At 70.6% G+C, this 21,166-nt stretch carries 16 protein-coding genes, 1 tRNA gene and 1 pseudogene; 11 read left to right on the forward strand and 7 right to left on the reverse strand.

Going from position 1 to position 21,166, the window contains the following annotated elements; translation table 11 throughout:
- Nucleotides 1-107: 107 nt before the first annotated feature.
- Together ACFYPR_RS11640 and ACFYPR_RS11645 are read right to left on the reverse strand one after the other, a co-directional pair.
- Nucleotides 108-875, reverse strand: coding sequence for a transcriptional regulator (locus ACFYPR_RS11640; protein ID WP_354861440.1), 768 nt, complete (start codon nucleotides 873-875; stop codon nucleotides 108-110).
- 18 nt (nucleotides 876-893) lie between these two features.
- Nucleotides 894-968, reverse strand: a tRNA-Leu gene (locus ACFYPR_RS11645).
- A 97-nt stretch (nucleotides 969-1,065) separates the two neighbouring features.
- On the opposite strand from ACFYPR_RS11645, the gene ACFYPR_RS11650 reads away from it, so the two are divergent.
- The 8 genes from ACFYPR_RS11650 to polA all read left to right on the forward strand — a co-directional run bounded on the left by ACFYPR_RS11650 (nucleotide 1,066) and on the right by polA (nucleotide 11,122).
- Entirely contained in the window at nucleotides 1,066-1,689 is a 624-nt protein-coding gene (locus tag ACFYPR_RS11650) for an ANTAR domain-containing response regulator (protein ID WP_234584542.1), read from the forward strand.
- Nucleotides 1,690-1,746: 57 nt separating this feature from the next.
- Complete coding sequence (locus ACFYPR_RS11655; RefSeq protein ID WP_387259715.1) at nucleotides 1,747-2,934, forward strand: hypothetical protein; 1,188 nt, start codon at nucleotides 1,747-1,749, stop codon at nucleotides 2,932-2,934.
- 365 nt (nucleotides 2,935-3,299) lie between these two features.
- Nucleotides 3,300-4,451 carry a branched-chain amino acid ABC transporter substrate-binding protein gene (locus ACFYPR_RS11660; protein WP_354861444.1) on the forward strand — a complete coding sequence of 384 codons (1,152 nt, stop codon included), beginning with the start codon at nucleotides 3,300-3,302 and terminating at the stop codon, nucleotides 4,449-4,451.
- 64 nt (nucleotides 4,452-4,515) lie between these two features.
- Nucleotides 4,516-5,499, forward strand: coding sequence for a branched-chain amino acid ABC transporter permease (locus ACFYPR_RS11665; protein WP_354861446.1), 984 nt, complete (start codon nucleotides 4,516-4,518; stop codon nucleotides 5,497-5,499).
- On the forward strand, nucleotides 5,496-6,653 hold the full coding sequence (locus ACFYPR_RS11670) for a branched-chain amino acid ABC transporter permease (RefSeq protein WP_354861447.1): 1,158 nt from the start codon (nucleotides 5,496-5,498) through the stop codon (nucleotides 6,651-6,653). The genes ACFYPR_RS11665 and ACFYPR_RS11670 overlap by 4 nt, the downstream gene beginning before the upstream one ends.
- Nucleotides 6,646-7,587 carry an ABC transporter ATP-binding protein gene (locus tag ACFYPR_RS11675; RefSeq protein WP_354861448.1) on the forward strand — a complete coding sequence of 314 codons (942 nt, stop codon included), beginning with the start codon at nucleotides 6,646-6,648 and terminating at the stop codon, nucleotides 7,585-7,587. The genes ACFYPR_RS11670 and ACFYPR_RS11675 overlap by 8 nt, the downstream gene beginning before the upstream one ends.
- The gene (locus tag ACFYPR_RS11680) at nucleotides 7,574-8,287 is read left to right on the forward strand and encodes an ABC transporter ATP-binding protein (protein ID WP_387186167.1); all 714 of its coding nucleotides are present in this window, start codon (nucleotides 7,574-7,576) and stop codon (nucleotides 8,285-8,287) included. Before ACFYPR_RS11675 ends, ACFYPR_RS11680 begins: the two co-directional genes overlap by 14 nt.
- 135 nt (nucleotides 8,288-8,422) lie before the next feature.
- On the forward strand, nucleotides 8,423-11,122 hold the full coding sequence (polA, locus tag ACFYPR_RS11685; RefSeq protein ID WP_363935964.1) for a DNA polymerase I: 2,700 nt from the start codon (nucleotides 8,423-8,425) through the stop codon (nucleotides 11,120-11,122).
- A 173-nt stretch (nucleotides 11,123-11,295) separates the two neighbouring features.
- Here polA and ACFYPR_RS11690 read toward each other — a convergent pair.
- From ACFYPR_RS11690 to ACFYPR_RS11705, 4 genes and pseudogenes are all read right to left on the reverse strand, one after another.
- Nucleotides 11,296-11,640, reverse strand: a pseudogene (locus ACFYPR_RS11690) (DUF3140 domain-containing protein); the annotation flags it as partial.
- The gene (locus ACFYPR_RS11695; RefSeq protein WP_354863267.1) at nucleotides 11,627-11,845 is read right to left on the reverse strand and encodes a DUF2945 domain-containing protein; all 219 of its coding nucleotides are present in this window, start codon (nucleotides 11,843-11,845) and stop codon (nucleotides 11,627-11,629) included. The gene ACFYPR_RS11695 and the pseudogene ACFYPR_RS11690, both read right to left, overlap by 14 nt.
- 36 nt (nucleotides 11,846-11,881) lie before the next feature.
- On the reverse strand, nucleotides 11,882-12,484 hold the full coding sequence (locus tag ACFYPR_RS11700; protein ID WP_387259718.1) for a Uma2 family endonuclease: 603 nt from the start codon (nucleotides 12,482-12,484) through the stop codon (nucleotides 11,882-11,884).
- A gap of 57 nt (nucleotides 12,485-12,541) precedes the next feature.
- Complete coding sequence (locus tag ACFYPR_RS11705; protein ID WP_355068195.1) at nucleotides 12,542-13,348, reverse strand: class I SAM-dependent methyltransferase; 807 nt, start codon at nucleotides 13,346-13,348, stop codon at nucleotides 12,542-12,544.
- A 469-nt stretch (nucleotides 13,349-13,817) separates the two neighbouring features.
- On the opposite strand from ACFYPR_RS11705, the gene rpsA reads away from it, so the two are divergent.
- Nucleotides 13,818-15,317, forward strand: a complete 1,500-nt coding sequence (rpsA, locus tag ACFYPR_RS11710) for a 30S ribosomal protein S1 (RefSeq protein ID WP_109819865.1) — start codon at nucleotides 13,818-13,820, stop codon at nucleotides 15,315-15,317.
- A 566-nt stretch (nucleotides 15,318-15,883) separates the two neighbouring features.
- Nucleotides 15,884-17,068: a dephospho-CoA kinase gene (gene coaE / locus ACFYPR_RS11715; protein WP_387259721.1), complete on the forward strand. Its 1,185-nt coding sequence runs from the start codon at nucleotides 15,884-15,886 to the stop codon at nucleotides 17,066-17,068.
- 31 nt (nucleotides 17,069-17,099) lie between these two features.
- Here the strand turns inward: coaE and ACFYPR_RS11720 are convergent, their stop codons facing one another.
- Nucleotides 17,100-18,683, reverse strand: a complete 1,584-nt coding sequence (locus ACFYPR_RS11720; protein ID WP_387259723.1) for a hypothetical protein — start codon at nucleotides 18,681-18,683, stop codon at nucleotides 17,100-17,102.
- Nucleotides 18,684-19,052: 369 nt separating this feature from the next.
- Here ACFYPR_RS11720 and uvrB point away from each other — a divergent pair, with 369 nt between their 5' ends.
- Nucleotides 19,053-21,161: an excinuclease ABC subunit UvrB gene (gene uvrB, locus ACFYPR_RS11725; RefSeq protein WP_354861406.1), complete on the forward strand. Its 2,109-nt coding sequence runs from the start codon at nucleotides 19,053-19,055 to the stop codon at nucleotides 21,159-21,161.
- Nucleotides 21,162-21,166 lie beyond the last annotated feature (5 nt).

The following is a 21,166-nucleotide window of genomic DNA, read 5'->3' on the forward strand; positions in this document are numbered from 1 at the left end:
GCGATGCCGCTGCCCCATCCACCGGTCGATCATGAAGTTATCGCCTTCGATGTCGGCGTGTCGGCGCAATAACCTCATGATCACCAGGGTTGGGCGGCCTGGCGGGGTCAGGACTTGGGGCCGACGTGCCGGTCGAGCGCGGCTACCGCGTCGCGCCGCGCCACCGACAGCGAGTTGCGACGGTTCATCCGCCAGGCGATGCCGAGCAGGTCGAGGCCCCACTGGCAGAGCCCCATGATGTCCGTCGACTCGTTGACAAACATGTAGCGCGGGTAGACGTACGCCCTGCCGCGCATGGTCACCCGGTTGGCGATGCGGCAGCCGTCGGAGTGGAACAGCCCTCTCAGGAAGTCGCCGGGGTGCTGCTCCATGATCGGCCTTTGCCAGTCGGCGAGGACGATCGGTCGCTCGTGCTTCTTGCCGGGACCGTGCTGCGGGAGCAGGCAGGGCCAGTGGAGGCCGTAACTCTGCACGCCCACGCAACCCTGCTTCTGGACCCGTTGCACCTTCGAGGCCAACACGGCTCGCATGGCCACATCGCACGCCTCGATCAGCCCGGGCCAGGCATTGGAACAGTAGATGCGCAACACCGGAACACGCGCCGCCGTCACCAGGTGGCCGTCGCCCAGGTAGAGACCGAGCAGGTAGGCGTAGGCCGCGGGGTCTGTCGGACTATCGACACCTTCACGGCAGCGGAAACACCGGAGCTGGGTGCCCTGGAACTTCGCTTCCGGCCGGTCGTTGCACCAGTGCCAGACCGTGCGATATGGCAGACCGACAGCCCGAGCGGTGTCGGCGACAGTGCCGCCCGCGAGGAAGAACTGGCGTGCACGAGCACGGATCTCAGGTGGATGCACGGGACCATGCTCGAACATCCGTACGACATTAATTTGTGCCCTCGGTGGGATTCGAACCCACACTGTATGGAGTTTGAGACCATTGCCTGCTGCCAGTTGGGCTACGAGGGCGCTTCCCTGATTCAGCCCTGACAGGATACCCACTACGCTGAGGGCGGTGACACCCGGCTGGGCGGGTGTCGGGTTCGAACTGGTGGGGGTAGGGCTGGTGGCTGAGATGCCGACGGATGCCGAGCGCAGGCGCGTACTGATCGCCGAGGACGAGGCGCTGATCCGGCTGGACCTCGCCGAGATGCTTGTCGAAGAGGGCTACGAGGTGGTGGGGGAGGCCGGCGACGGCGAGACCGCCGTGCGCCTCGCCGAGGAGCTGAAGCCCGACCTCGTCATCCTCGACATCAAGATGCCGATCATGGATGGGCTGGCCGCCGCCGAGCGGATCGCCGGCGCCCGGATCGCCCCGGTGATCATCCTGACCGCGTTCAGCCAGCGGGACCTGGTGGAGCGGGCGCGGGCGGCGGGCGCGATGGCGTACCTGGTGAAGCCCTTCCAGAAGAGTGACCTGGTCCCGGCGGTGGAGATCGCGCTGTCGCGCTACTCGGAGGTCGCGGCCCTGGAGGCGGAGGTCGCGAGCCTGACCGACCGCCTGGAGATCCGCAAGACGGTCGAGCGCGCCAAGGGCGCGCTGATGACGACGTACGGGATGACCGAGCCGCAGGCGTTCAAGTGGATCCAGCGCACGGCGATGGACCACCGGATGACCATGAAGGAGGTCGCCGAGCGGATCCTCGCGGAGACCGCCGGCGGCGAGGTGGCGCAGCAGCCGACCGTCTGAGCGGGTCTGCCCTGCTCGGGGTCACCGCGCGCGGCGGGTGCTGGTTAGCATCGACGGGTGTCCGTCCGACGGGTGATCGCGGTGTTCGGCCTCTTCGCGCTGCTGCTCGCCGGCTGTGACGGGCCGACCGCGCCGACCGGTGGGCGGCCGTCCGCTGCCGCCGCGCCCGCGCTGCGGCCGGCATGGCAGGCGTTGACGCTGCCGGCGCCGCCGGGTGGCGCGGGCCGCCTGTTGGTACGCGACGTGGCGGCGTGCGCGGGCCGGTGGTTCCTGGTCGGCGGCGTCGCGGACGCCGCTGGCGGCACGCGCCCGGCGGTCTGGACCAGCGTGGACGGTACGGCGTGGACGGTCCTGCCGGTGCGGGCGGATTCGTTCTACGGCAAGCAGAACGTGCTGTCGTCGGTGGCGTGCCGCGACGGCCGGGCGGCGGTGATCGGCGCGAAGGTCGGCGGGGCGCACGGCTATCCGCGGGTGAGCACGTGGCGGCAGGTGGCCGACGGCGCGCTCGTCGAGGTGCAGGCGTCCTTCGAGACGTACGGCGGACCGAAGGCGGTGAACGTGTCCCGCCTGGCGGCGGGTCCGTCGGGCTGGTTGATCGTGGGGAACCGTTCGGCGGGTGCGGCCTCGTGGGTGTCGTCACCGGAGGCGGCGGAGTTCGCGCTGGTGGAGGGCGCGCCGGGGCTGGCGAGTGACACCACGGGGGTGACCTGGGCGTTCGACGCCGCGGCGACGTCGTCGGGTTGGCTGGCCGTGGGTGGTCTGCTGCCGGCCGGCCGGATCGACCGGGACCCGGCGGTGTGGTCGTCGCCGGACGGGCGGTCGTGGCAGCGCACGGTGTTGCCGGGTGGCGCGGAGTACGAGGAGTTGCAGCGGGTGGCGCTGGCCGGTGGGGTGCCGGTGGCGGTCGGGCTGCGGGGTGCGACGTTCGGCGCGTGGCGTCAGGAGGCGGCGGGCTGGGTGGCGGCGGGGACGTTCGGGCGGCGGTCCGCGGCGGGGGTGCCTCAGGTGGCGTCGCTGGTGGCCTCCGGTGATCGGCTGTTCGCCGCGGTGACGGACGGTGCGCGTTACTCGGTGTGGGTGTCGACCGATCGGGGTGGATCGTGGCGGGAGGCCGCGATGCCGCTCGATGTGGCGGCGGGTGCCGACCGGGACGTGGCGCTGGTCGCGGTGGGTGAGCGGTGGTGGCTGGCGGTGGACGACGGTTCGCGGTCCGGGCTGTGGTGGGCGGGCGGGGTGGGCGCCTGAGGGTGGGGCCTGGTGGTCCCGTGGCCGGGCGGCCGACTGTCCGGATTGTTTGCGCAGGTCAGATCGTCTTTTCGGTGGGCTCCGTCGGTCCGGGTGGGTGGGCGGGCGCTCAGACCGACCGTGGGCTTAAGGACCGATCGACGGATTCACCTGTTACGGGCATCGACAGGATTGCCCGCGTCTTCGTAACGGTTTCGCAGACCCCGCGTTCAGGCCTTCCGGGACGGTATGCGGTGTCGGTACGCTCCGCCATCACGAGCCGTTACGCAGGGGGCGTCCCTGCGGGGTGGGTGGATCTGCGGTCCGCGTGCTGTCGCCGTCACTACGGGTCAGCCGCGTCCGCATCTGGAGGAGGTCAGGAAGCCGTGAGGCGAAGCTATGTACGGGCGCTGGGCACTGTTGCGCTCGCCGCGACCCTGGTGGTCGCGGCTGGTTGCCAGGATTCCGGTGGCGGCGACGGTGGGACCGCGTCCGGTGACTGCGGTGGCAAGATCGCGATCTTCGGCGCGTTCACCGGTGACAACGCGGGTCTGGTGATCCCGTCGCTCAACGGCGCGAAGCTCGCCGTGAAGCAGTTCAACGAGGCGAACCCGAACTGCAAGGTCGAGATGCAGCCGTTCGACACCCAGGGTGACCCGGCTGTCGCGACCCCGTTCGCGAACCAGATCGCGGGTGACAAGTCGTTCCTCGGTGTCATCGGTGGCCACTTCTCCGGTGAGTCGGACGCCACCATGCCGATCTACCAGGCCGCTGGCCTGGCCATGATCAGCCCGTCGGCGACCCGTACGGACCTGACCCAGAAGGGCAACACGTCCTTCTACCGGGTCGTCGGCAACGACGGCACGCAGGCCGGCGCGGTGGCGAGCTACCTGAAGGCGCAGAACGCCGCCAAGGTCTTCATGATCGACGACGGCAGCGCCTACGGCGCGGGCATCACCGCCGAGCTGGGCAAGAACCTCGGCCCGGCGCTGGCTGGCAGCGACAAGATCCAGGAGAAGCAGTCGCAGTTCGACGCGACCATCTCCAAGATCAAGGCGAAGCAGGCCGACTTCGTCTTCTACGGCGGTTACACCCGTGAGGCCGCTCCGCTGGTGAAGCAGATGCGCGCCGCCGGTGTCCAGGCCAAGTTCGTCGGCCCGGACGGCCTGTACGACCCGGCGTTCCCGGCGGGTGCCTCCGGCGGCGCCGAGGGCGCGATCATCACCTGCCCGTGCCTCCCGGCCGACAAGGCCGGCGGCACCTTCGCCGCCGACTACCAGAAGGAGTACGGCATCGCGCCGGGCTCCTACGGCGCTGAGGGCTTCGACGGCGCGCAGATCTACCTCGACGCGTTCAAGGCCGGCAAGAAGACCCGGGCCGACATCCTGGCCTTCGTGAAGTCCTACGACAAGCAGGGCGTGTCGAAGTACATCAAGTTCGACGACAAGGGCGACGTCGACCCGTCGAAGGTCGTCATCTGGGCCTACCAAATCAAGGGCAAGGAGATCACCGCGCTGCAGGAGCTCAAGCTCAGCTGACGGCACGGCAAACGGGGTGCGGCCGGGGTTTCTCCCCGGCCGCACTCGATTCAAGGAGACCCCGGTGAATTTCGACGAACTCTTCGGCCACCTCGGCCAGCACACCGTCGACGGGTTGTCCAAGGGGGCGATCTACGCCCTGATCGCCCTGGGCTACACCCTCGTCTACGGCGTCCTTCGCCTGATCAACTTCGCTCACTCCGAGGTCTTCATGGTCGGCACCTTCGCGGTGCTGGGCGTGTGGAGCGCCTTCGGTGTGCAAAATAACCCGCCGGTCGGACAGGCCGTGCTCTTCCTCGTACTCGGTCTGGTGGCCGCGGCGGTCGCGTCGGGCGGCACGGCCCTGGCGATCGAGCGGATCGCCTACCGGCCGCTGCGCCGCAAGAACGCCCCGCCGCTGATCTTCCTGATCACCGCGATCGGCCTCTCCCTGGTGCTGGTCGAGGTCTTCGGCCTGCTGCTGCCCGACACCGTCGGCGGCACGTTCCCGGACCTGTTCGGCCGGCCGCGGCAGATCGTCGGCATGCCGACGATGATCAAGCAGGAGACGCTGTTCTCCATCGGCGGCACGAACATCACCAACATCCAGGTGATCGTGTTCGTGTCGGCCGTGGTGATGATGGCCGCGCTGGACTGGTTCATCAACCGCACCCGGTACGGGCGGGGCGTGCGCGCCGTCGCCCAGAACCCGGAGACGGCGGCCCTGATGGGCGTCAACCAGGAGCGCGTGATCATGCTGATCTTCGTGCTCGGCGGGATGATGGCCGGCGCGGCCGCGCTGCTGTGGAGCATGCGCTTCGGCTTCACCCAGAACAGCATCGGCTTCGTGCTGGGCCTCAAGGCGTTCACCGCCGCCGTTCTCGGCGGTATCGGCAACCTGCGCGGTGCCCTGGTGGGCGGCCTCTTCCTCGGTCTCGTCGAGGTCTATGGAGCCACCCTCTTCGCGTCGAACTGGGAGGACGTCATCGCCTTCGTGGTGCTGATCGCGGTGCTGATGTTCCGGCCCACCGGTCTGTTGGGTGAGTCGCTGGGGAGGGCCCGCGCATGATGAACTCCATTCGCGGCGCCGACCGGCGTCGGGTCAGCCTGCTTACCGGCGTCGGCGACCGGTTCCGGGCGCTGCCGAAGTGGCAGCGGGCCGCGGCCTTCCTGGCCTTCGTGGCGTTCCTCTACTACCTGCCGCTACTCGGTATCCCCGGCCTCACCTGGCTGCGGACCGACTCGATCGCCGGCGGCAACAACTGGGCCGGTGTGCTCTTCATCTGCGCCATCTACGTGCTGGTCGCGATCGGCCTGAACGTGGTGGTCGGCCTCGCCGGTCTGCTGGACCTGGGTTACATCGGCTTCTTCGCCGTCGGGGCCTACAGTGTGGCGCTGTTCGGTTCGGTGAACTCGCCGGTGGTGAAGTGGATCCAGCAGAAGTTCGACCTGCCGCCGACCTGGGCGGTCACCTGGGCGATCTGCCTGTTCATCGCGATCGTCCTGACGATGATCTTCGGGGTGCTGCTGGGCTGGCCGACGCTGCGGCTGCGCGGCGACTACCTGGCCATCGTGACCCTCGGCTTCGGTGAGATCATCCGGATCGTGGCCCGCAACGCCACCAGCATCACCAACGGCAACCAGGGCATCTCCGCGATCCCGGGGCCGGAGGGCCCGCCGTCGGCCGACAATCAGATCTTCGGGCTGATCGACGCGAAGCCCTGGTACTGGCTGGCAATCACGGTGGTGCTGCTGATGGTCTTCGCGGTGCGCCGGCTCGAGCACAGCCGGGTCGGCCGAGCCTGGCTCGCCGTCCGGGAGGACGAGGACGCCGCGGCGGTGATGGGGGTCTACCCGTTCAAGTTCAAGCTCTGGGCGTTCGCCATCGGCGCCGCCCTGGGCGGGCTCTCCGGGTTCCTCTTCGCCAGCCGTAACGCGTTCATCGACCCGACCCAGTTCAACGCGAACCTCTCCATCCTCTTCGTCGCCATGGTCGTGGTCGGCGGCTCGGGGAACATGATCGGGGTCTCGCTCGGCGCGGTGCTGCTCGCCTACCTGCCGGAGCGGTTCCGGGAGGTCGCCGACTACCGGTGGCTGGCCTTCGGCCTGGCCATGGTCGTGGTGATGATCCTGCGTCCGCAGGGCCTGATCCCCAGCCGGCGGCGGGCCCGCGAGCTCAAGGACCGCGCGGCGGCGGCAGAGGAGGCGCCCGCTCATGTCTGACCAGACGACCGACACCGTGACGCCGAAGATCCCGACCCAGCCGGGGCCTCGGCAGGTGCTTCTCGAAGTCGACGACGTCACGCTCCGCTTCGGCGGCGTGGTCGCCCTCGACAAGATCAATTTCCAGATCTACGAGGGCGAGATCCTCGGCCTCATCGGGCCGAACGGCGCCGGTAAGACCACCAGCTTCAACGTGATGACCGGGGTCTACAAGCCGACGTCGGGCGCGGTCCGGTTCCGGGGCCAGAAGGTGACCGGCCGCAAGCCGCACCAGATCAGCCAGTTGGGCATCTCCCGGACGTTCCAGAACATCCGTCTCTTCCCGGAGATGACGGCGCTGGAGAACGTCATGGTCGGCACGGACTCCCGGCACAAGACCAGTGTGCCGGGGGCGCTGTTCCGGCTCTACCGGGTGCGACCCAAGCCGGAGGAACTGCCGCAGGTCACCGCCGCGTCCGGGATCGTCCGGACCTGGCAGCAGGTGCGCCTGAAGGCCGCGAAGATCTTCGGCCTGTCCCGGCACATCCTGGAGGAGCGGGCGGCGGAGGCCAAGGCGCTCGAGTTGCTGCGCTTCGTCGGGATCGCCGACCGGGCCAACGACGAGGCGCGCAACCTGCCGTACGGCTACCAGCGCCGGTTGGAGATCGCCCGCGCGCTGGCCACCGAGCCGAAGCTGATCTGCCTGGACGAGCCGGCCGCCGGCTTCAACCCGGCGGAGAAGGAGGAGCTCCTCACCCTGATCCGCAAGATCCGTGACATGGGCCTGACCGTCCTGCTCATCGAGCACGACATGCGGCTGGTCATGGGTGTCACCGACCGGATCGTGGTGCTGGAGTTCGGCCGCAAGATCGCCGAGGGTGCGCCCGCGGAGGTCAGCCGCGATCCGAAGGTGATCGCCGCGTACCTGGGGGAGCCCGCCGATGACGCTGCTTGAGCTCGAGAACGTCGCCGTCGCGTACGGCCGGATCGAGGCGTTGCACGGGATCAGCCTCACCGTCAACGAGGGTGAGGTGGTGGCCCTGATCGGCGCGAACGGCGCCGGCAAGACCACCACGATGCGGGCCATCTCCGGGACCAGGTCGCTCAGCACCGGGAAGATCACGTTCAACGGTGAGGACATCAGCAAGCTCCGCGCCGACCTGCGGGTGGTGCGGGGGTTGTGTCAGTCGCCGGAGGGGCGGCAGATCTTCCCCGGCATGACGGTCATGGAGAACCTGGACATGGGGGCGTACACCCGGCGGGACTCCGCCGGCATCGCCGCCGACCTGGATCGGGTGCTGACCCTCTTCCCACGGCTGGCCGAGCGGCGCAAGCAGGCCGGCGGCACCCTCTCCGGCGGCGAGCAGCAGATGCTCGCGGTCGGTCGGGCGCTGATGAGCCGTCCGAAGCTGCTGCTGCTCGACGAGCCGTCGATGGGTCTGGCCCCGCTGGTGATCCGGCAGATCTTCGACATCATCAGCGAGATCAACGAGCAGGGCACGACGATCCTGCTGGTCGAGCAGAACGCCCAGCAGGCGCTGTCGCGGGCACACCGCGGCTACGTGCTGGAGACCGGTCAGATCGTGAAGGAAGGGTCCGGTCAGGACCTGCTGCACGACCCGTCGGTCAAGGAGGCGTACCTCGGCGTGGCCTGAGCCACCGCATCCGGCGGCCGGTCGTCCCCTCGTGGGCGGCCGGCCGTCGGCGTGCGTGCCGTGGGTTGTGTTTTCGCGCCCGTGGCGCGGTGCCGCCACCCTGGGTTGTCGGTGCGACGGACTAGAGTCGCTGCCGTGACAGCTACGACGCCGCGCCTGCTCCTCGTCGACGGACATTCCCTGGCATACCGGGCGTTCTTCGCCCTGCCGGTGGAAAACTTCTCCACCACGACGGGTCAGCCGACCAACGCGGTGTACGGCTTCACCTCAATGCTGATCAACGTCCTGCGCGACGAGCAGCCCACCCACATCGTCGTCGCCTTCGACGTCTCCCGCCGGTCCTTCCGCACCGAGAAGTACGCGGAGTACAAGGCCGGCCGCAGCGAGACCCCGACCGACTTCAAGGGCCAGGTCAGCCTCGTGAAGGAGGTCCTGGCGGCGCTGCAGATCCCGGTGGTCGAGATGGAGGGCTACGAGGCCGACGACGTCATCGCGACGCTCGCCTGCCAGGCCCGCGACCAGGGGATGACGGTGCTGATCAGCACCGGCGACCGGGACGCCTTCCAGCTCGTCGGTGACCAGGTCACCGTGCTCTATCCCCGCAAGGGCGTCTCCGACCTGGCCCGGATGGACCCGGCGGCGATCGAGGCGAAGTACGGCGTCGGGCCCGAGCGCTACCGCGACCTCGCCGCCCTGGTCGGCGAGACCAGCGACAACCTCCCCGGCGTGCCGGGCGTCGGCCCGAAGACCGCCGCCAAGTGGATCACCATGTACGGCGGCGTGGAGGGCGTGATCGCCCGCGCCGACGAGATCAAGGGCAAGGCCGGCGACAGCCTGCGGGAACGGCTCGCCGACGTGATCCGCAACTACGAGATCAATCGCCTGGTCTCCGACCTGGAGCTGCCGCTGCGCCCGGAGGACACCCGCTGGGCCGGCTGGGACCGGGAGGCCGTGCACCAGGTCTTCGACACGCTGGAGTTCCGCATCCTGCGCGACCGCCTCTACCAGTATCTGGAGGCCGTCGAGCCGGAGGCCGAGTCGGGCTTCGACCTGACCGGTGAGGTGCTCACCGAGCCGGGTGGGCTCGCCGCCTGGCTGGGCACGCACGCCCCGACCGGCACCCCGGTCGGGCTCGCGGTCAAGCTCGACACCGGCCCCAACCGCCGGCACACCGCCTCGATCACCGGTCTGGCGCTGGCCAGCGCCGGGGGCGCGGCCGCCTGGGTGGACCCGACCGGGCTCGACGCCTCCGACGAGAGCGCCCTCGCCGCGTGGCTGGCCGACGCGCAGCGGCCCAAGGTGCTGCACGACAGCAAGCCGGCGGTGCTGGCCTGCGCCGCACACGGCTGGGAGCTGGCCGGCATCGTCCGCGACACCCAGATCGCCGCGTACCTGGCCCGTCCCGACCAGCGGTCCTACGACCTGACCGACCTGGCCCTGCGCTACCTGCACCGCGAGCTGCGGGTGGACGTGCCCGAGACCGGGCAGCTCACCCTCGACGGGCTGGGCGACGAGGGCGTGGCCGAGCAGAACCTCATGCTCCAGGCCCGCGCCACCCTCGACCTCGCCGACGCGATCGACGCCGAGCTGTCCCGCGACGGTGAGCAGTCCGCGCGGCTGATGGCCGGGGTGGAGCTGCCGCTGATGCGGGTGCTCGCGGGCATGGAGCGCACCGGCATCGCCGCCGACAACGACTACCTGCACGAGTTGGAGGCGCACTTCGCCGGCGAGGTCAAGACCGCCGCGCAGGGCGCGTACGAGGCGGTGGGCCGAGAGTTCAACCTCGGCTCGCCCAAGCAGTTGCAGGAGATCCTCTTCACCGAGCTGGGCCTGCCGAAGACCAAGAAGATCAAGACGGGCTACACGACCGACGCCGACGCCCTGCAGTGGCTCTACGCGCAGCAGCCGCACCCGGTGCTGGCCCACCTGCTGCGCCACCGCGACGTCGCCAAGCTCAAGTCGACGGTGGACGGCCTGCTCAAGTCCGTCTCCGACGACGGCCGGATCCACACCACCTTCAACCAGACGGTGGCGGCCACCGGGCGCCTCTCCTCGACCGAGCCCAACCTGCAGAACATCCCGATCCGCACCGAGGAAGGCCGACGCATCCGCCGGGCCTTCGTGGTGGGTGAGGGGTACGAGTGCCTGCTCACCGCCGACTACAGCCAGATCGAAATGCGGATCATGGCGCACCTTTCCTCGGACGACGCGCTGATCGAGGCGTTCAACTCCGGGGCCGACTTCCACGCCGCCACCGCCTCGTCGGTCTTCGGCGTGCCAGTCGACGAGGTCACTCCGGACCAGCGGCGCAAGATCAAGGCGATGAACTACGGCCTGGCGTACGGGCTCAGCGCGTTCGGCCTGTCCCAGCAGCTCAACATCAACACCGAAGAGGCGCGCGGCCTGATGGAGAACTACTTCGCCGGCTTCGGCGGAGTGCGCGACTACCTGCACCAGGTCGTCGCCCGGGCCCGTCAGGACGGCTACACCTCGACGATTCTGGGTCGCCGCCGCTACCTGCCCGACCTGGTGAGCGACAACCGGCAGCGCCGCGACATCGCCGAGCGGATGGCTCTCAACGCCCCCATCCAGGGCTCGGCCGCCGACATCATCAAGGTGGCGATGCTGCACGTCGACACCGCGCTCGCCGACGCCGGCCTGCGCTCCCGGATGCTGCTACAGGTGCACGACGAGCTGGTCTTCGAGGTCGCCCCGGGTGAGCGGGAGGCGTTGGAGGCGCTGGTGCGGCGTGAGATGGGTGGGGCGTACCCGCTGTCGGTGCCGCTGGAGGTGTCGGTCGGCGAGGGCCGGGACTGGAACAGCGCTGATCACTGATCTGGTTGTCGGTTGCGGTGGGGGGTTCCGGGGCAGCCCGACCCGCTCCGGGCGGTCAGGCTTGATCCCTGCGCGGGTCGGGCTGCCCCGGAACCCCGACCGGGTCGCCCTGGTCGGGGTCGCCGGCCTCGCCCTTAATGTGATCTTGAAAGTGATCCTTGGTCGCTGGGTTACTTCATGGGGTCGTGGCCCCAGTTCATGAGGGACCAGCGCCACTTGGTGTCGCGGACGTCGCCAGAGGGGCGCTGGGCCATGTGCCGGCGGACGTAGCCGACCACCTTGCGCATGTGCTTGTAGTCGCCCTCGGACAGGTCGGCGCGCTTTCGACGCAGCAAGTCGACGATCTTCCGACCCGAGTCGTGGCCGACGGACTCGCCACCGCCGGAGCGGCCACCCTTGTGCCAGCCGACCTGCTTCGACTCGTCGGTCTCCAGCCAGGTCGACAACTCACGGGGCTTCATGTTCACCGCCTCGGTGAACTCCCGGTAGGTGTCCCGGCCGTCGTCACCTCTGCTCATGGCGCAACGCCTCCGGTCGGTGGGCCACGTCGCGGCCCGTACCGTCACTGCGGACCCGGTACTGCGGGTCGTCGGGAGCCGCGTTCACGGCCCGCCCCCGGATCCGAATCCGGTCGGTGATCTCCTCCTGCACCACGCCGTACGCGCGGCTTCCGTGGGCCGACCAGGAGACGTGGTCGCCCGTGTGGAACCTCTGCTCGGCCATGCGCCTCGGCTACCCGACCCGGTCGGGGTGAAACGGCTACGGGGTGATCTCGGCGATGGGCAGCTTGATGTCGAACGGCTCAGTCAGCTCGATCACGTCAGGCCCGTCGGCGACCAGCTCGTACTGCCGCTCACCGCCCGGCCCGACCCGGTCGCCGATCCGGTACGCGTACACGTGCACCGGGTCCTGCTCGATCTGCCAGTAGAACGCGATGCCGGCGGCGGCGTACTCCCCGGGCTTGGCGAACCGGTCGATCCGCCGCGTGCCCGGCGAAACGACCTCGACGGCGAGCACCACATCCTTCGGTTGCAGGATGGAATGGACGGACGCCACGCCGGCACGGTGCAACAGCACGTCGGGCTGTCGGCTCGTGTTGTGGCTGAGCTTGACACCGATGGCTTGGGCGGCGCCGAGGTGCTGCGGTGCGTGGCTGTGCAGCCAGAGCCACAACAGGCTGGAGATGTTCTGGTGGCCCAGGGTGGGGGAGGGGGTCACCTGGATAACTCCGTCGACGAGTTCGACGCGGGGGGCGTCGTCCGGCAGGGCGAGCAGGTCCTCCAGCGTGTAGTCGGCACGCTGCTGCCGCATCGGATCCGGACACCAGGGGCCAGGTGATGTCGGGATGGGCTCGGCGCTCATGCAGCCGAGCCTACCGGCGATCGATGGTATGCAGGTCGGACCACGGGTGCGACGCGGTCAATCGAGCGGCTTCTCGGTGACGAAGATGGCGGTGCCGGGGAAGAGCCGTCCGCGCAGCGGGCTCCACTGCCCCCAGATCCCCTCGTGTCCCTCCGGCCACTCCGGCTCGACCAGGTCCAGCAGCCGGAACCCGGCGCCGACCAGCTCGCGGATCCGGTCGCCGAGGGTGCGGTGCTGCTCGACGTAGGTGGCGACGCCGGTCTCGTCCTGCTCGACGTAGGGGGAGCGGTCGAAGTACGAGTGCACGGCCGTCAGACCGCCCTCGCCGGGATCGTCGAGGAAGATCCAGCGCATCGGGTGGGTCACGGAGAACACCCACCGGCCGCCCGGGCGCAGCACCCGGTGCACCTCGGCGAGCAGGGTCGCCGAGTCGTCCACGAAGGGGATCGCGCCGAACGCCGTGCAGGCCAGGTCGAACGAACGGTCGGCGAACGGCAGGGCGAGCGCGTCGGCCTGCACCAGCGGTACGCGTACCCCGGTGCGGTCGGCGGCCTGCGCGGCGTGCCGCAACATGCCGGCGGACAGGTCGAAGGCGATCGGACGCGCGCCCTGGGTGGCGAGCCAGCGGGCGGCGGCCGCGGCGCCGCAACCCACCTCCAGCACCCGCCGCCCCGACACGTCGCCGAGCAGGCGGGCGTCGGCCTCGCGCAGCCCCTCCGGACACCAGACGAAGTCCACGTCGCCGAGGAACCCCCCGTGCTCGGCCTGGTAGTCGTCGGCGTCGGTGTCCCACCAGCCGCGGTTGGCCCGCCGGGCCTCGGCGTCACCCACCCGGCGCCGGGTCACCCGGCTGTCGTCATCCACGCGCCCACGCTAGGCCCCGGTCAACCCGATGGGGGCGGCGGCGCGGCCTGATCGACTCGGTTTCCGCGAAGTCGTGGTGCCCGGGCCGGTGGGAAGCGCTGATTTTCCGCAAACCACGTCGATGAGGCGTGGCGCGCGGCCGTCCGGCCGGCCCGCCCAGCGGGGTGCCTGGGGCCGCTGTGACGTACGAGACAGGAGGGGTCGTTTCCGGGCGATTGTTCGGCTTTCGCAGGTCATGGTGCGGCGACGAGTCGGGAGGGCTTGCACGCTGTGGTAATGCGCACGGTAGGCTAGACGATGCGCTCGCGGATCGTGTGTCTCGGCAGGGAGCAGGTGCGCGGTCGACGGAGCACATCATGATCCCACTAGGTGATCGTTCGGTGTGCCCGGCGACGGATCCGCTGGCGCGAACAGGTCACCGCGACACCAGCCTGCTGTGACAACCCATCCGACCGGAGCAACCGCCCACATGACGAGCAGCATCGAGGCCCCCTCGAGCGCCACCCGGGTCACCCACGACGATCTCGGTTCCGAGGAGGCATTCCTCGCCGCGATCGACGAGACCATCAAGTACTTCAACGACGGCGACATTGTCGAAGGCACCGTCGTCAAGGTCGATCGGGACGAGGTCCTGCTCGACATCGGCTACAAGACCGAGGGTGTCATCCCCTCTCGGGAGTTGTCGATCAAGCACGACGTGGACCCCGCCGAGGTTGTGACGGTTGGTGACCACATCGAGGCCCTGGTCCTCCAGAAGGAGGACAAGGAGGGTCGTCTGATCCTCTCCAAGAAGCGGGCGCAGTACGAGCGGGCCTGGGGCACGATCGAGAAGATCAAGGACGAGGACGGTGTCGTCCGCGGCTCGGTCATCGAGGTAGTCAAGGGTGGCCTCATCCTGGACATCGGGCTGCGCGGCTTCCTGCCCGCGTCCCTGGTCGAGATGCGGCGCGTGCGCGACCTGCAGCCGTACGTCGGGCGTGAGCTCGAGGCCAAGATCATCGAGCTGGACAAGAACCGCAACAACGTGGTCCTGTCCCGCCGGGCCTGGCTGGAGCAGACGCAGTCCGAGGTGCGCACCGAGTTCCTCAACAAGCTGCAGAAGGGCCAGGTCCGCAAGGGCGTCGTGTCCTCGATCGTCAACTTCGGCGCCTTCGTGGACCTCGGCGGCGTCGACGGTCTGGTGCACGTCTCCGAGCTGTCCTGGAAGCACATCGACCACCCGTCCGAGGTCGTCGAGGTCGGCCAGGAGGTCGAGGTCGAGGTTCTGGACGTCGACCTGGACCGCGAGCGCGTCTCGCTGTCGCTGAAGGCGACGCAGGAGGACCCGTGGCGGCAGTTCGCCCGCACCCACGCGATCCAGCAGATCGTGCCGGGTAAGGTCACCAAGCTGGTGCCGTTCGGTGCGTTCGTCCGGGTGGACGACGGCATCGAGGGCCTGGTCCACATCTCCGAGCTGGCCGAGCGCCACGTGGAGATCCCGGAGCAGGTCGTCCAGGTTGGCTCCGAGGTCATGGTCAAGGTCATCGACATCGACCTGGAGCGCCGCCGGATCTCGCTGTCGCTCAAGCAGGCCAACGAGGGCTTCGTCGAGGGCGAGGAGCACTTCGACCCGACCCTCTACGGCATGGCCGCGACGTACGACGCCGAGGGCAACTACATCTACCCGGAGGGCTTCGACCCGGAGACGGGCGAGTGGCTCGAGGGGTACGACAAGCAGCGCGAGACCTGGGAGAACCAGTACGCCGAGGCCCGTCAGCGTTGGGAGGCCCACACCAAGCAGGTGCAGACCTCTCGCGCCGCCGACGCCGAGGCCGCTGCCAACCCGACTCCGGCCGTTCCGGCTGCCGGTGGCGGCACCACCTCCTCGTCCAGCCCGGCCCCGAGCCGGCAGGCCGAGGAGCCGGCCGGCACCCTGGCCACCGACGAGGCGCTCGCCGCTCTGCGGGAGAAGCTCGCCGGCGGTAAGTGACCCGCTGAACGACGACGGGCCCCGTCCCCGCGATCTTTCCGATCGCCGGGGGCGGGGCCCTCGCCATACCCGCCCCGCTCAACGCTGGCCGCCCGCGCCCGCGCCCGCGCTCGTGCCTGCGCCTGCGCCTGCGCCTCGTGCTCGTGCCCGCGCCTGCGCTCGCGCTTCGCGCTCGTGCCCGGGCCTCGCGCTCGTGCCCGGGCCTCGCGCCCGCGCGTCGCGCTCGTGCCCGGCACCCCGCGCTGTAGTGGCCTTGCGGCTAGATCGCGCTCGATCGTGGATGTAGGGGCCTCTGAGCGGTCGGGATGCCACTACTTCCTGGAACTTCCTGGATCGAGCGCGATCTTGCGGGCGGCGGGCGGCCGGCACACGGCCGGGACGGCCGTGTGGGGAGCACGGGAGCGCGTGGGCGGCACGGGGGCGCGTGGGCCGCGCGTCGATGACACGGTGCGCGCGGGCGGCGTTGGCGCGGGCCCTGCGGGCCAAACCGGCCTACGGGGGCCGTGGGCTGGGGACGGGTGCGGGTGGGCTTGGCGGGGAGGCTCGTGATCCGGTTGACTGGTCGGGTGCTGAGGGTGGGTTTGACCGGCGGAATCGGGTCGGGCAAGAGCGCGGTGGCCGCGCGGCTGGTGGAGTTGGGCGCGGTGCTCGTCGACGCGGACCAGATTGCCCGGGAGGTCGTCGCGCCGGGCACGGAGGGCCTCGCGGAGATCGTCGCCACCTTCTCGGAGAAGGTGCTGGGCGCCGACGGCGCGCTGGATCGCGCCGCGTTGGGCGCCGTGGTGTTCTCCGACGAGGCCGCCCGCCGCCGGTTGGAGGCGATCACCCATCCCCGGGTGCGGGCGCGTACGGCCGAGCTGGTCGCCGCGGCGGCACCGGACGCGATCGTGGTCAACGACGTACCGCTGCTGGTGGAGGTGGGGCTCGCGCCGACGTACCACCTGGTGGTCGTGGTGCAGACGGCCGTGCCGACCCGGCTGGAGCGGCTGATGCGCGACCGGGGGATGGACCGCGCGGAGGCCGAGCGGCGGATTGCCGCGCAGGCCGACGACGCCCGTCGGCGTGCCGCGGCGGACGTGGTGTTGACCAATGACGGCAGTCTGGTGGCGCTGCACGCCGCGGTGGATTCGCTGTGGCGGCAGCGGCTGCGACCCTACGAGCACAACCTGCGGCAGCGGCGGGTCGTGCCGCTGCCGAGCCGAGGCGACGGGGTGGAGGCTGATCCGAGCTGGCCCGAGCAGTACGCGCGGCTGGCCGCCCGGATCCGTCACGCGCTGGCCCCGGCGGATCTGCGGATCGACCACGTCGGTGCGACCGCGGTACCCGGGCTCGCCGCCGACGACGTCATCGACGTGCAGGTGGCCGTGCCCAGCATCGCCGACGCCGACGGGCCGCTGGCCGACCGGCTGGCGAACGCGGGGTTTCCCCGCGTGCCGGGGCACTGGTGGGACGATCCGCGCCCGGCCGGCCGAGGTCGGTGGGAGAAGCGGCTGCACGGCAGCGCCGACCCGGATCGCCCGGTGCGCCTGCACGTGCGGGAGGTCGAGTCGCCCGGCTGGCGGTATGCGCTGCTCATGCGTGACCACCTCCGCGCCGACCCGGATCAGCGGGGCAGGTACCTGCTGTTCAAGCGGGATCTGGTCGACGCGGCGCCGCACGTCGGTGGCTCCGGCACGGCCCGCGATCCCTGGTTCGACGAGGAGTACCTGCGGGCCGAGCAGTGGGCCACGCGGACCGGCTGGCGACCCTGAGAGCCGTGCCACCACACCCGAGTGCGTGTGGTCAGCGTGCTCCGGGTCGGGGCGGGCGGCTCGGTGCTGTGGCGCGCGGCGGCGGGCTGAGGCGGGGCACCACGGCGGGGCTGAGGTCCACCTGCGCCCACGCGCCGGGGCCGGTGTGCAGTTCCACCCGGCGCAGCGACCCGTCGCGGTCGATCCAGTAGCGCAGGCGCGCGTCGGCCGTGCGAAGTTCCACGACGTCCACGGTCCGTCCGGCGGCGAGGTCCTCGCGTACCCGCACGGCCGCGCCGCGCCGCGTCACCGGTCCGGCGGCGGCCACTGCGGCGTCGACCAGCAGATCGAGGTCGTCGCGGGGGGACCGGGTGGGCCGCCACGACCCGGCCGGGACCGGAAACGGCGGCCGGCCCGGGGCCTCGGCGGTGCCACCGCCACCGGTCTCGGCCGGCACGTCCGTCCGGGACAGGCCGGCGGCGTCGCGGTGCAGCAGGGTCCGGCGGCCCGGTACGCCCAGGTCGGCGACCGCCACGTACGCGGTGCGGGCGGCCCAGCTCAACCAGCCGGCACCCCGCAGGTTGGTGTCCGTGCCCACCGGCGCGGTCAGCGTAAGCGTGGCACCGCCCTGGCCGCGCAGCCGGGCGGCCAGCCGGTCCAGCCGGCGCTGCTCCGCGTCCGTGAGCGCGCGCGGCAGCCCGGGTCGGCCGCCGAGCGCGTCGACCGGGCGCAGCGTGGGACGGTCGATCCGGTTGAGGAGGACCGTGACCGGCCCGACGCCGGGCAACCGGGTCACCAGTTTGTGCAGTCGGCCGTCCCGGTCGAGCCAGTAGCGGGTCGCCCCGTCCGGCCCGGTCGCCGCCGTGCCGCCCGTTGCGGCGCTGCCGGGGGTGGGCGGGGTCGGGGCGGGAAACGGCGCCTGCAGGACGTCGACCGGCCCGGCCGCGACCACGTCCCGGGCGACCCAGCGGGCGTCGCCGCCGTCCATCGCCGGGGTCGGGTCCGGCCGGTCGGCGGCGAGGCCGAGGAGCAGGTCGAGGACCGGGGCCAGGCCCGCGCCGGGCGTCAGGTGGTGCAGGCGCCAGCGGTCCGCCGGTGGCACCAGGGGCGGCGCGGCCGGGGTGGGCACGGCCGCCGGGTCCGGTCGGGTGACCAGCACCGACCCGGCGCTCTGCAGCAGGCCACGCTCGGCCCCCGCCCCAGGCCCGCCCACATCCAGGTAGAGCAGGGGCCGCGACCAGTCCACCCACCCCACCAGTTCGGTACGGGCGGCGCCGGCGCCGACCGTGACCTGGACGCCGGCGCGCAGGTCCCGAAGGTTGGTGACCCGCATGGCGGCCAGCCGCTCGGCCTCGGAGACGGTCAGCGGTCGGGCCGGCGCGGGTGGGTCGGGAGTCCAGCTCAGCAGCCCGGCCACCAGCGCCGTCGCGGACGTCACAGCGGTCAGGGCGAGCAGCAGCAGCACCGTACGCCGACGACGGCTAGCTCGGGAGGGTCGGGCGCTGCCGGTGTCGGGGGCGGCCGTCTCGCGCGGGTGCCCCTCGGGGTCGGAGGACGGCCCGCCGGCGCGGACTGCGTTGCCAGCGCGGGTGGTGTCGGGGGAGGGGCCGCGCGCCGGGGCCGGAGAGGTGTCCACGGATGTGAAACGGGCGGGACGGCACGGGGTGACGAGCTGGGGGTGACGAGCTGGGGGTGACGAGCTGGGGGTGACGAGCTGAGGTGACGCGGCAGGGGGTGATGCGGCAGGGGCGCTCGCGGCGGCCGGTCTGCGCCTCGAGCGCGACCACACGGGTGCGCACGCCGGACGAGCCGGGTGCTGCGACCGCTGTGCCGGGGGCGGCCGGCCGTGATGACGGCCTGGCCTCCGGCCCGGTCGGCCGCCGCGAGCGGCCTACATGAAGAGGGTAGCCCCGGTGACATGGGCCACACAATGGGAATATCGAAGCCGATCACGCACCATGCGCGACGGCCGAACCTGTCGGACCTGCGGCGTACCGTTGAGGTCATGGCGCTCGACATTCCCCGGCTCGACGGCCGCTTCCAGGTCGTCAGTGAATTCCAGCCGGCCGGCGACCAGCCGGCCGCCATCGACGACCTTGAGCGCCGGGTGCGGCGCGGCGACCGCAACACGGTGCTGCTCGGCGCGACCGGCACCGGCAAGAGCGCCACCACCGCGTGGCTGATCGAGCGGCTGCAGCGCCCCACCCTGGTGCTCGCCCCGAACAAGACGCTCTGCGCGCAGCTGGCCAAGGAGTTCAGCGAGCTGCTGCCGCACAACGCGGTCGAATACTTCGTCTCGTACTACGACTACTACCAGCCCGAGGCGTACATTCCGCAGACCGACACCTACATCGAGAAGGACTCCTCGATCAACGAGGAGGTCGAGCGGCTGCGGCACTCGGCGACGATGTCGCTGCTCACCCGCCGCGACGTGATCGTGGTGGCGACCGTCTCGGCGATCTACGGTCTGGGCACCCCGGAGGAATATCTCAACCGGGCGGTCCGGGTCGAGGTCGGGCAGGATCTCGACCGCGACCAGCTGCTGCGCCGACTGGTCGACATCCAGTACACCCGCAACGACATGGCCTTCCAGCGGGGCACCTTCCGGGTCCGCGGCGACACGCTGGAGATCATCCCGGCGTACGAGGAGCTGGCGGTCCGCATCGAGCTGTTCGGCGACGAGGTGGAGAAGCTCTACTACCTCAACCCGTTGACCGGTGACGTGGTCCGCGAGGTCGACCAGCTGGTGATCTTCCCGGCGACGCACTACGCGGCCGGCCCGGAGCGGATGGAGCGGGCGATCCGCGACATCGAGGCGGAGCTGGCCGAGCGGCTGGCCGAGCTGGAGCGCCAGGGCAAGCTGCTGGAGGCGCAGCGGCTGCGGATGCGCACCACGTACGACATCGAGATGATGCGGCAGGTGGGCTTCTGCTCCGGCATCGAGAACTACTCGATGCACATGGACGGGCGGCTGCCCGGCAGCCCGCCGCACGCCCTGCTCGACTACTTCCCGGACGACTTCCTCACCGTGGTCGACGAGTCGCACGTGACGATCCCGCAGATCGGCGGCATGTACGAGGGTGACGCCTCTCGCAAGCGGATGCTCATCGACCACGGGTTCCGGCTGCCCAGCGCCGCCGACAACCGGCCGCTGCGTTTCGACGAGTTCCTGGAACGGGTCGGCCAGATGGTCTATCTGTCGGCGACCCCGGGCACATGGGAGCTGGAACAGGCCCAGGGTGAGTTCGTCGAGCAGGTCATCCGCCCCACCGGGCTGGTCGACCCGCAGGTCGTGATCAAGCCGACCAAGGGGCAGATCGACGACCTGATGCACGAGATCAAGCTGCGGACCGACCGCGACGAGCGGGTGCTGGTCACCACGCTGACCAAGAAGATGGCCGAGGACCTGTCGGACTACCTCCTGGAGAACGGCGTCCGGGTGCGCTACCTGCACTCGGAGGTCGACACCCTGCGCCGGGTGGAGCTGTTGCGCGAGCTGCGTAAGGGCGAGTACGACGTGTTGGTCGGCATCAACCTGCTCCGCGAGGGTCTGGACCTGCCCGAGGTGTCGCTCGTCGCGATCCTCGACGCCGACAAGGAGGGCTTCCTGCGCAGCGGCCGGTCGCTGATCCAGACCATCGGGCGGGCGGCCCGGAACGTCTCGGGCCAGGTGCACATGTACGCCGACAAGATCACCCCGTCGATGGCGGCGGCGATCGACGAGACCGACAGACGTCGCGCCAAGCAGATCGCGCACAACGAGGCACACGGGATCAGTCCGGAGCCGCTGCGCAAAAAGATCCACGACATTCTGGACGACATCTACCGCGAGGCGGAGGACACCGAAAACTCCCGGGTCGGTGGCGCGGCGCGTCAGCTGTCCCGGGGCAAGGCGCCGGTCAAAGAGACCCGCAGCCGCAGTCGGTCCACCGCCACCACCCCGTCCCGGGAGGGGATGGCCCGCGCCGACCTCGCCCAGCTCATCCAGGAGCTCAACGACCAGATGCTGGCCGCCGCCCGCGAGCTGCAGTTCGAGCTGGCGGCGCGGATCCGCGACGAGGTCGCCGACCTGAAGAAGGAACTACGCGGCATGGACGCCGCAGGCGTGAAGTGAGGGCG

It is taken from the genome of Micromonospora sp. NPDC005254 (genome assembly GCF_042872525.1).
Taxonomy (GTDB): domain Bacteria; phylum Actinomycetota; class Actinomycetes; order Mycobacteriales; family Micromonosporaceae; genus Micromonospora.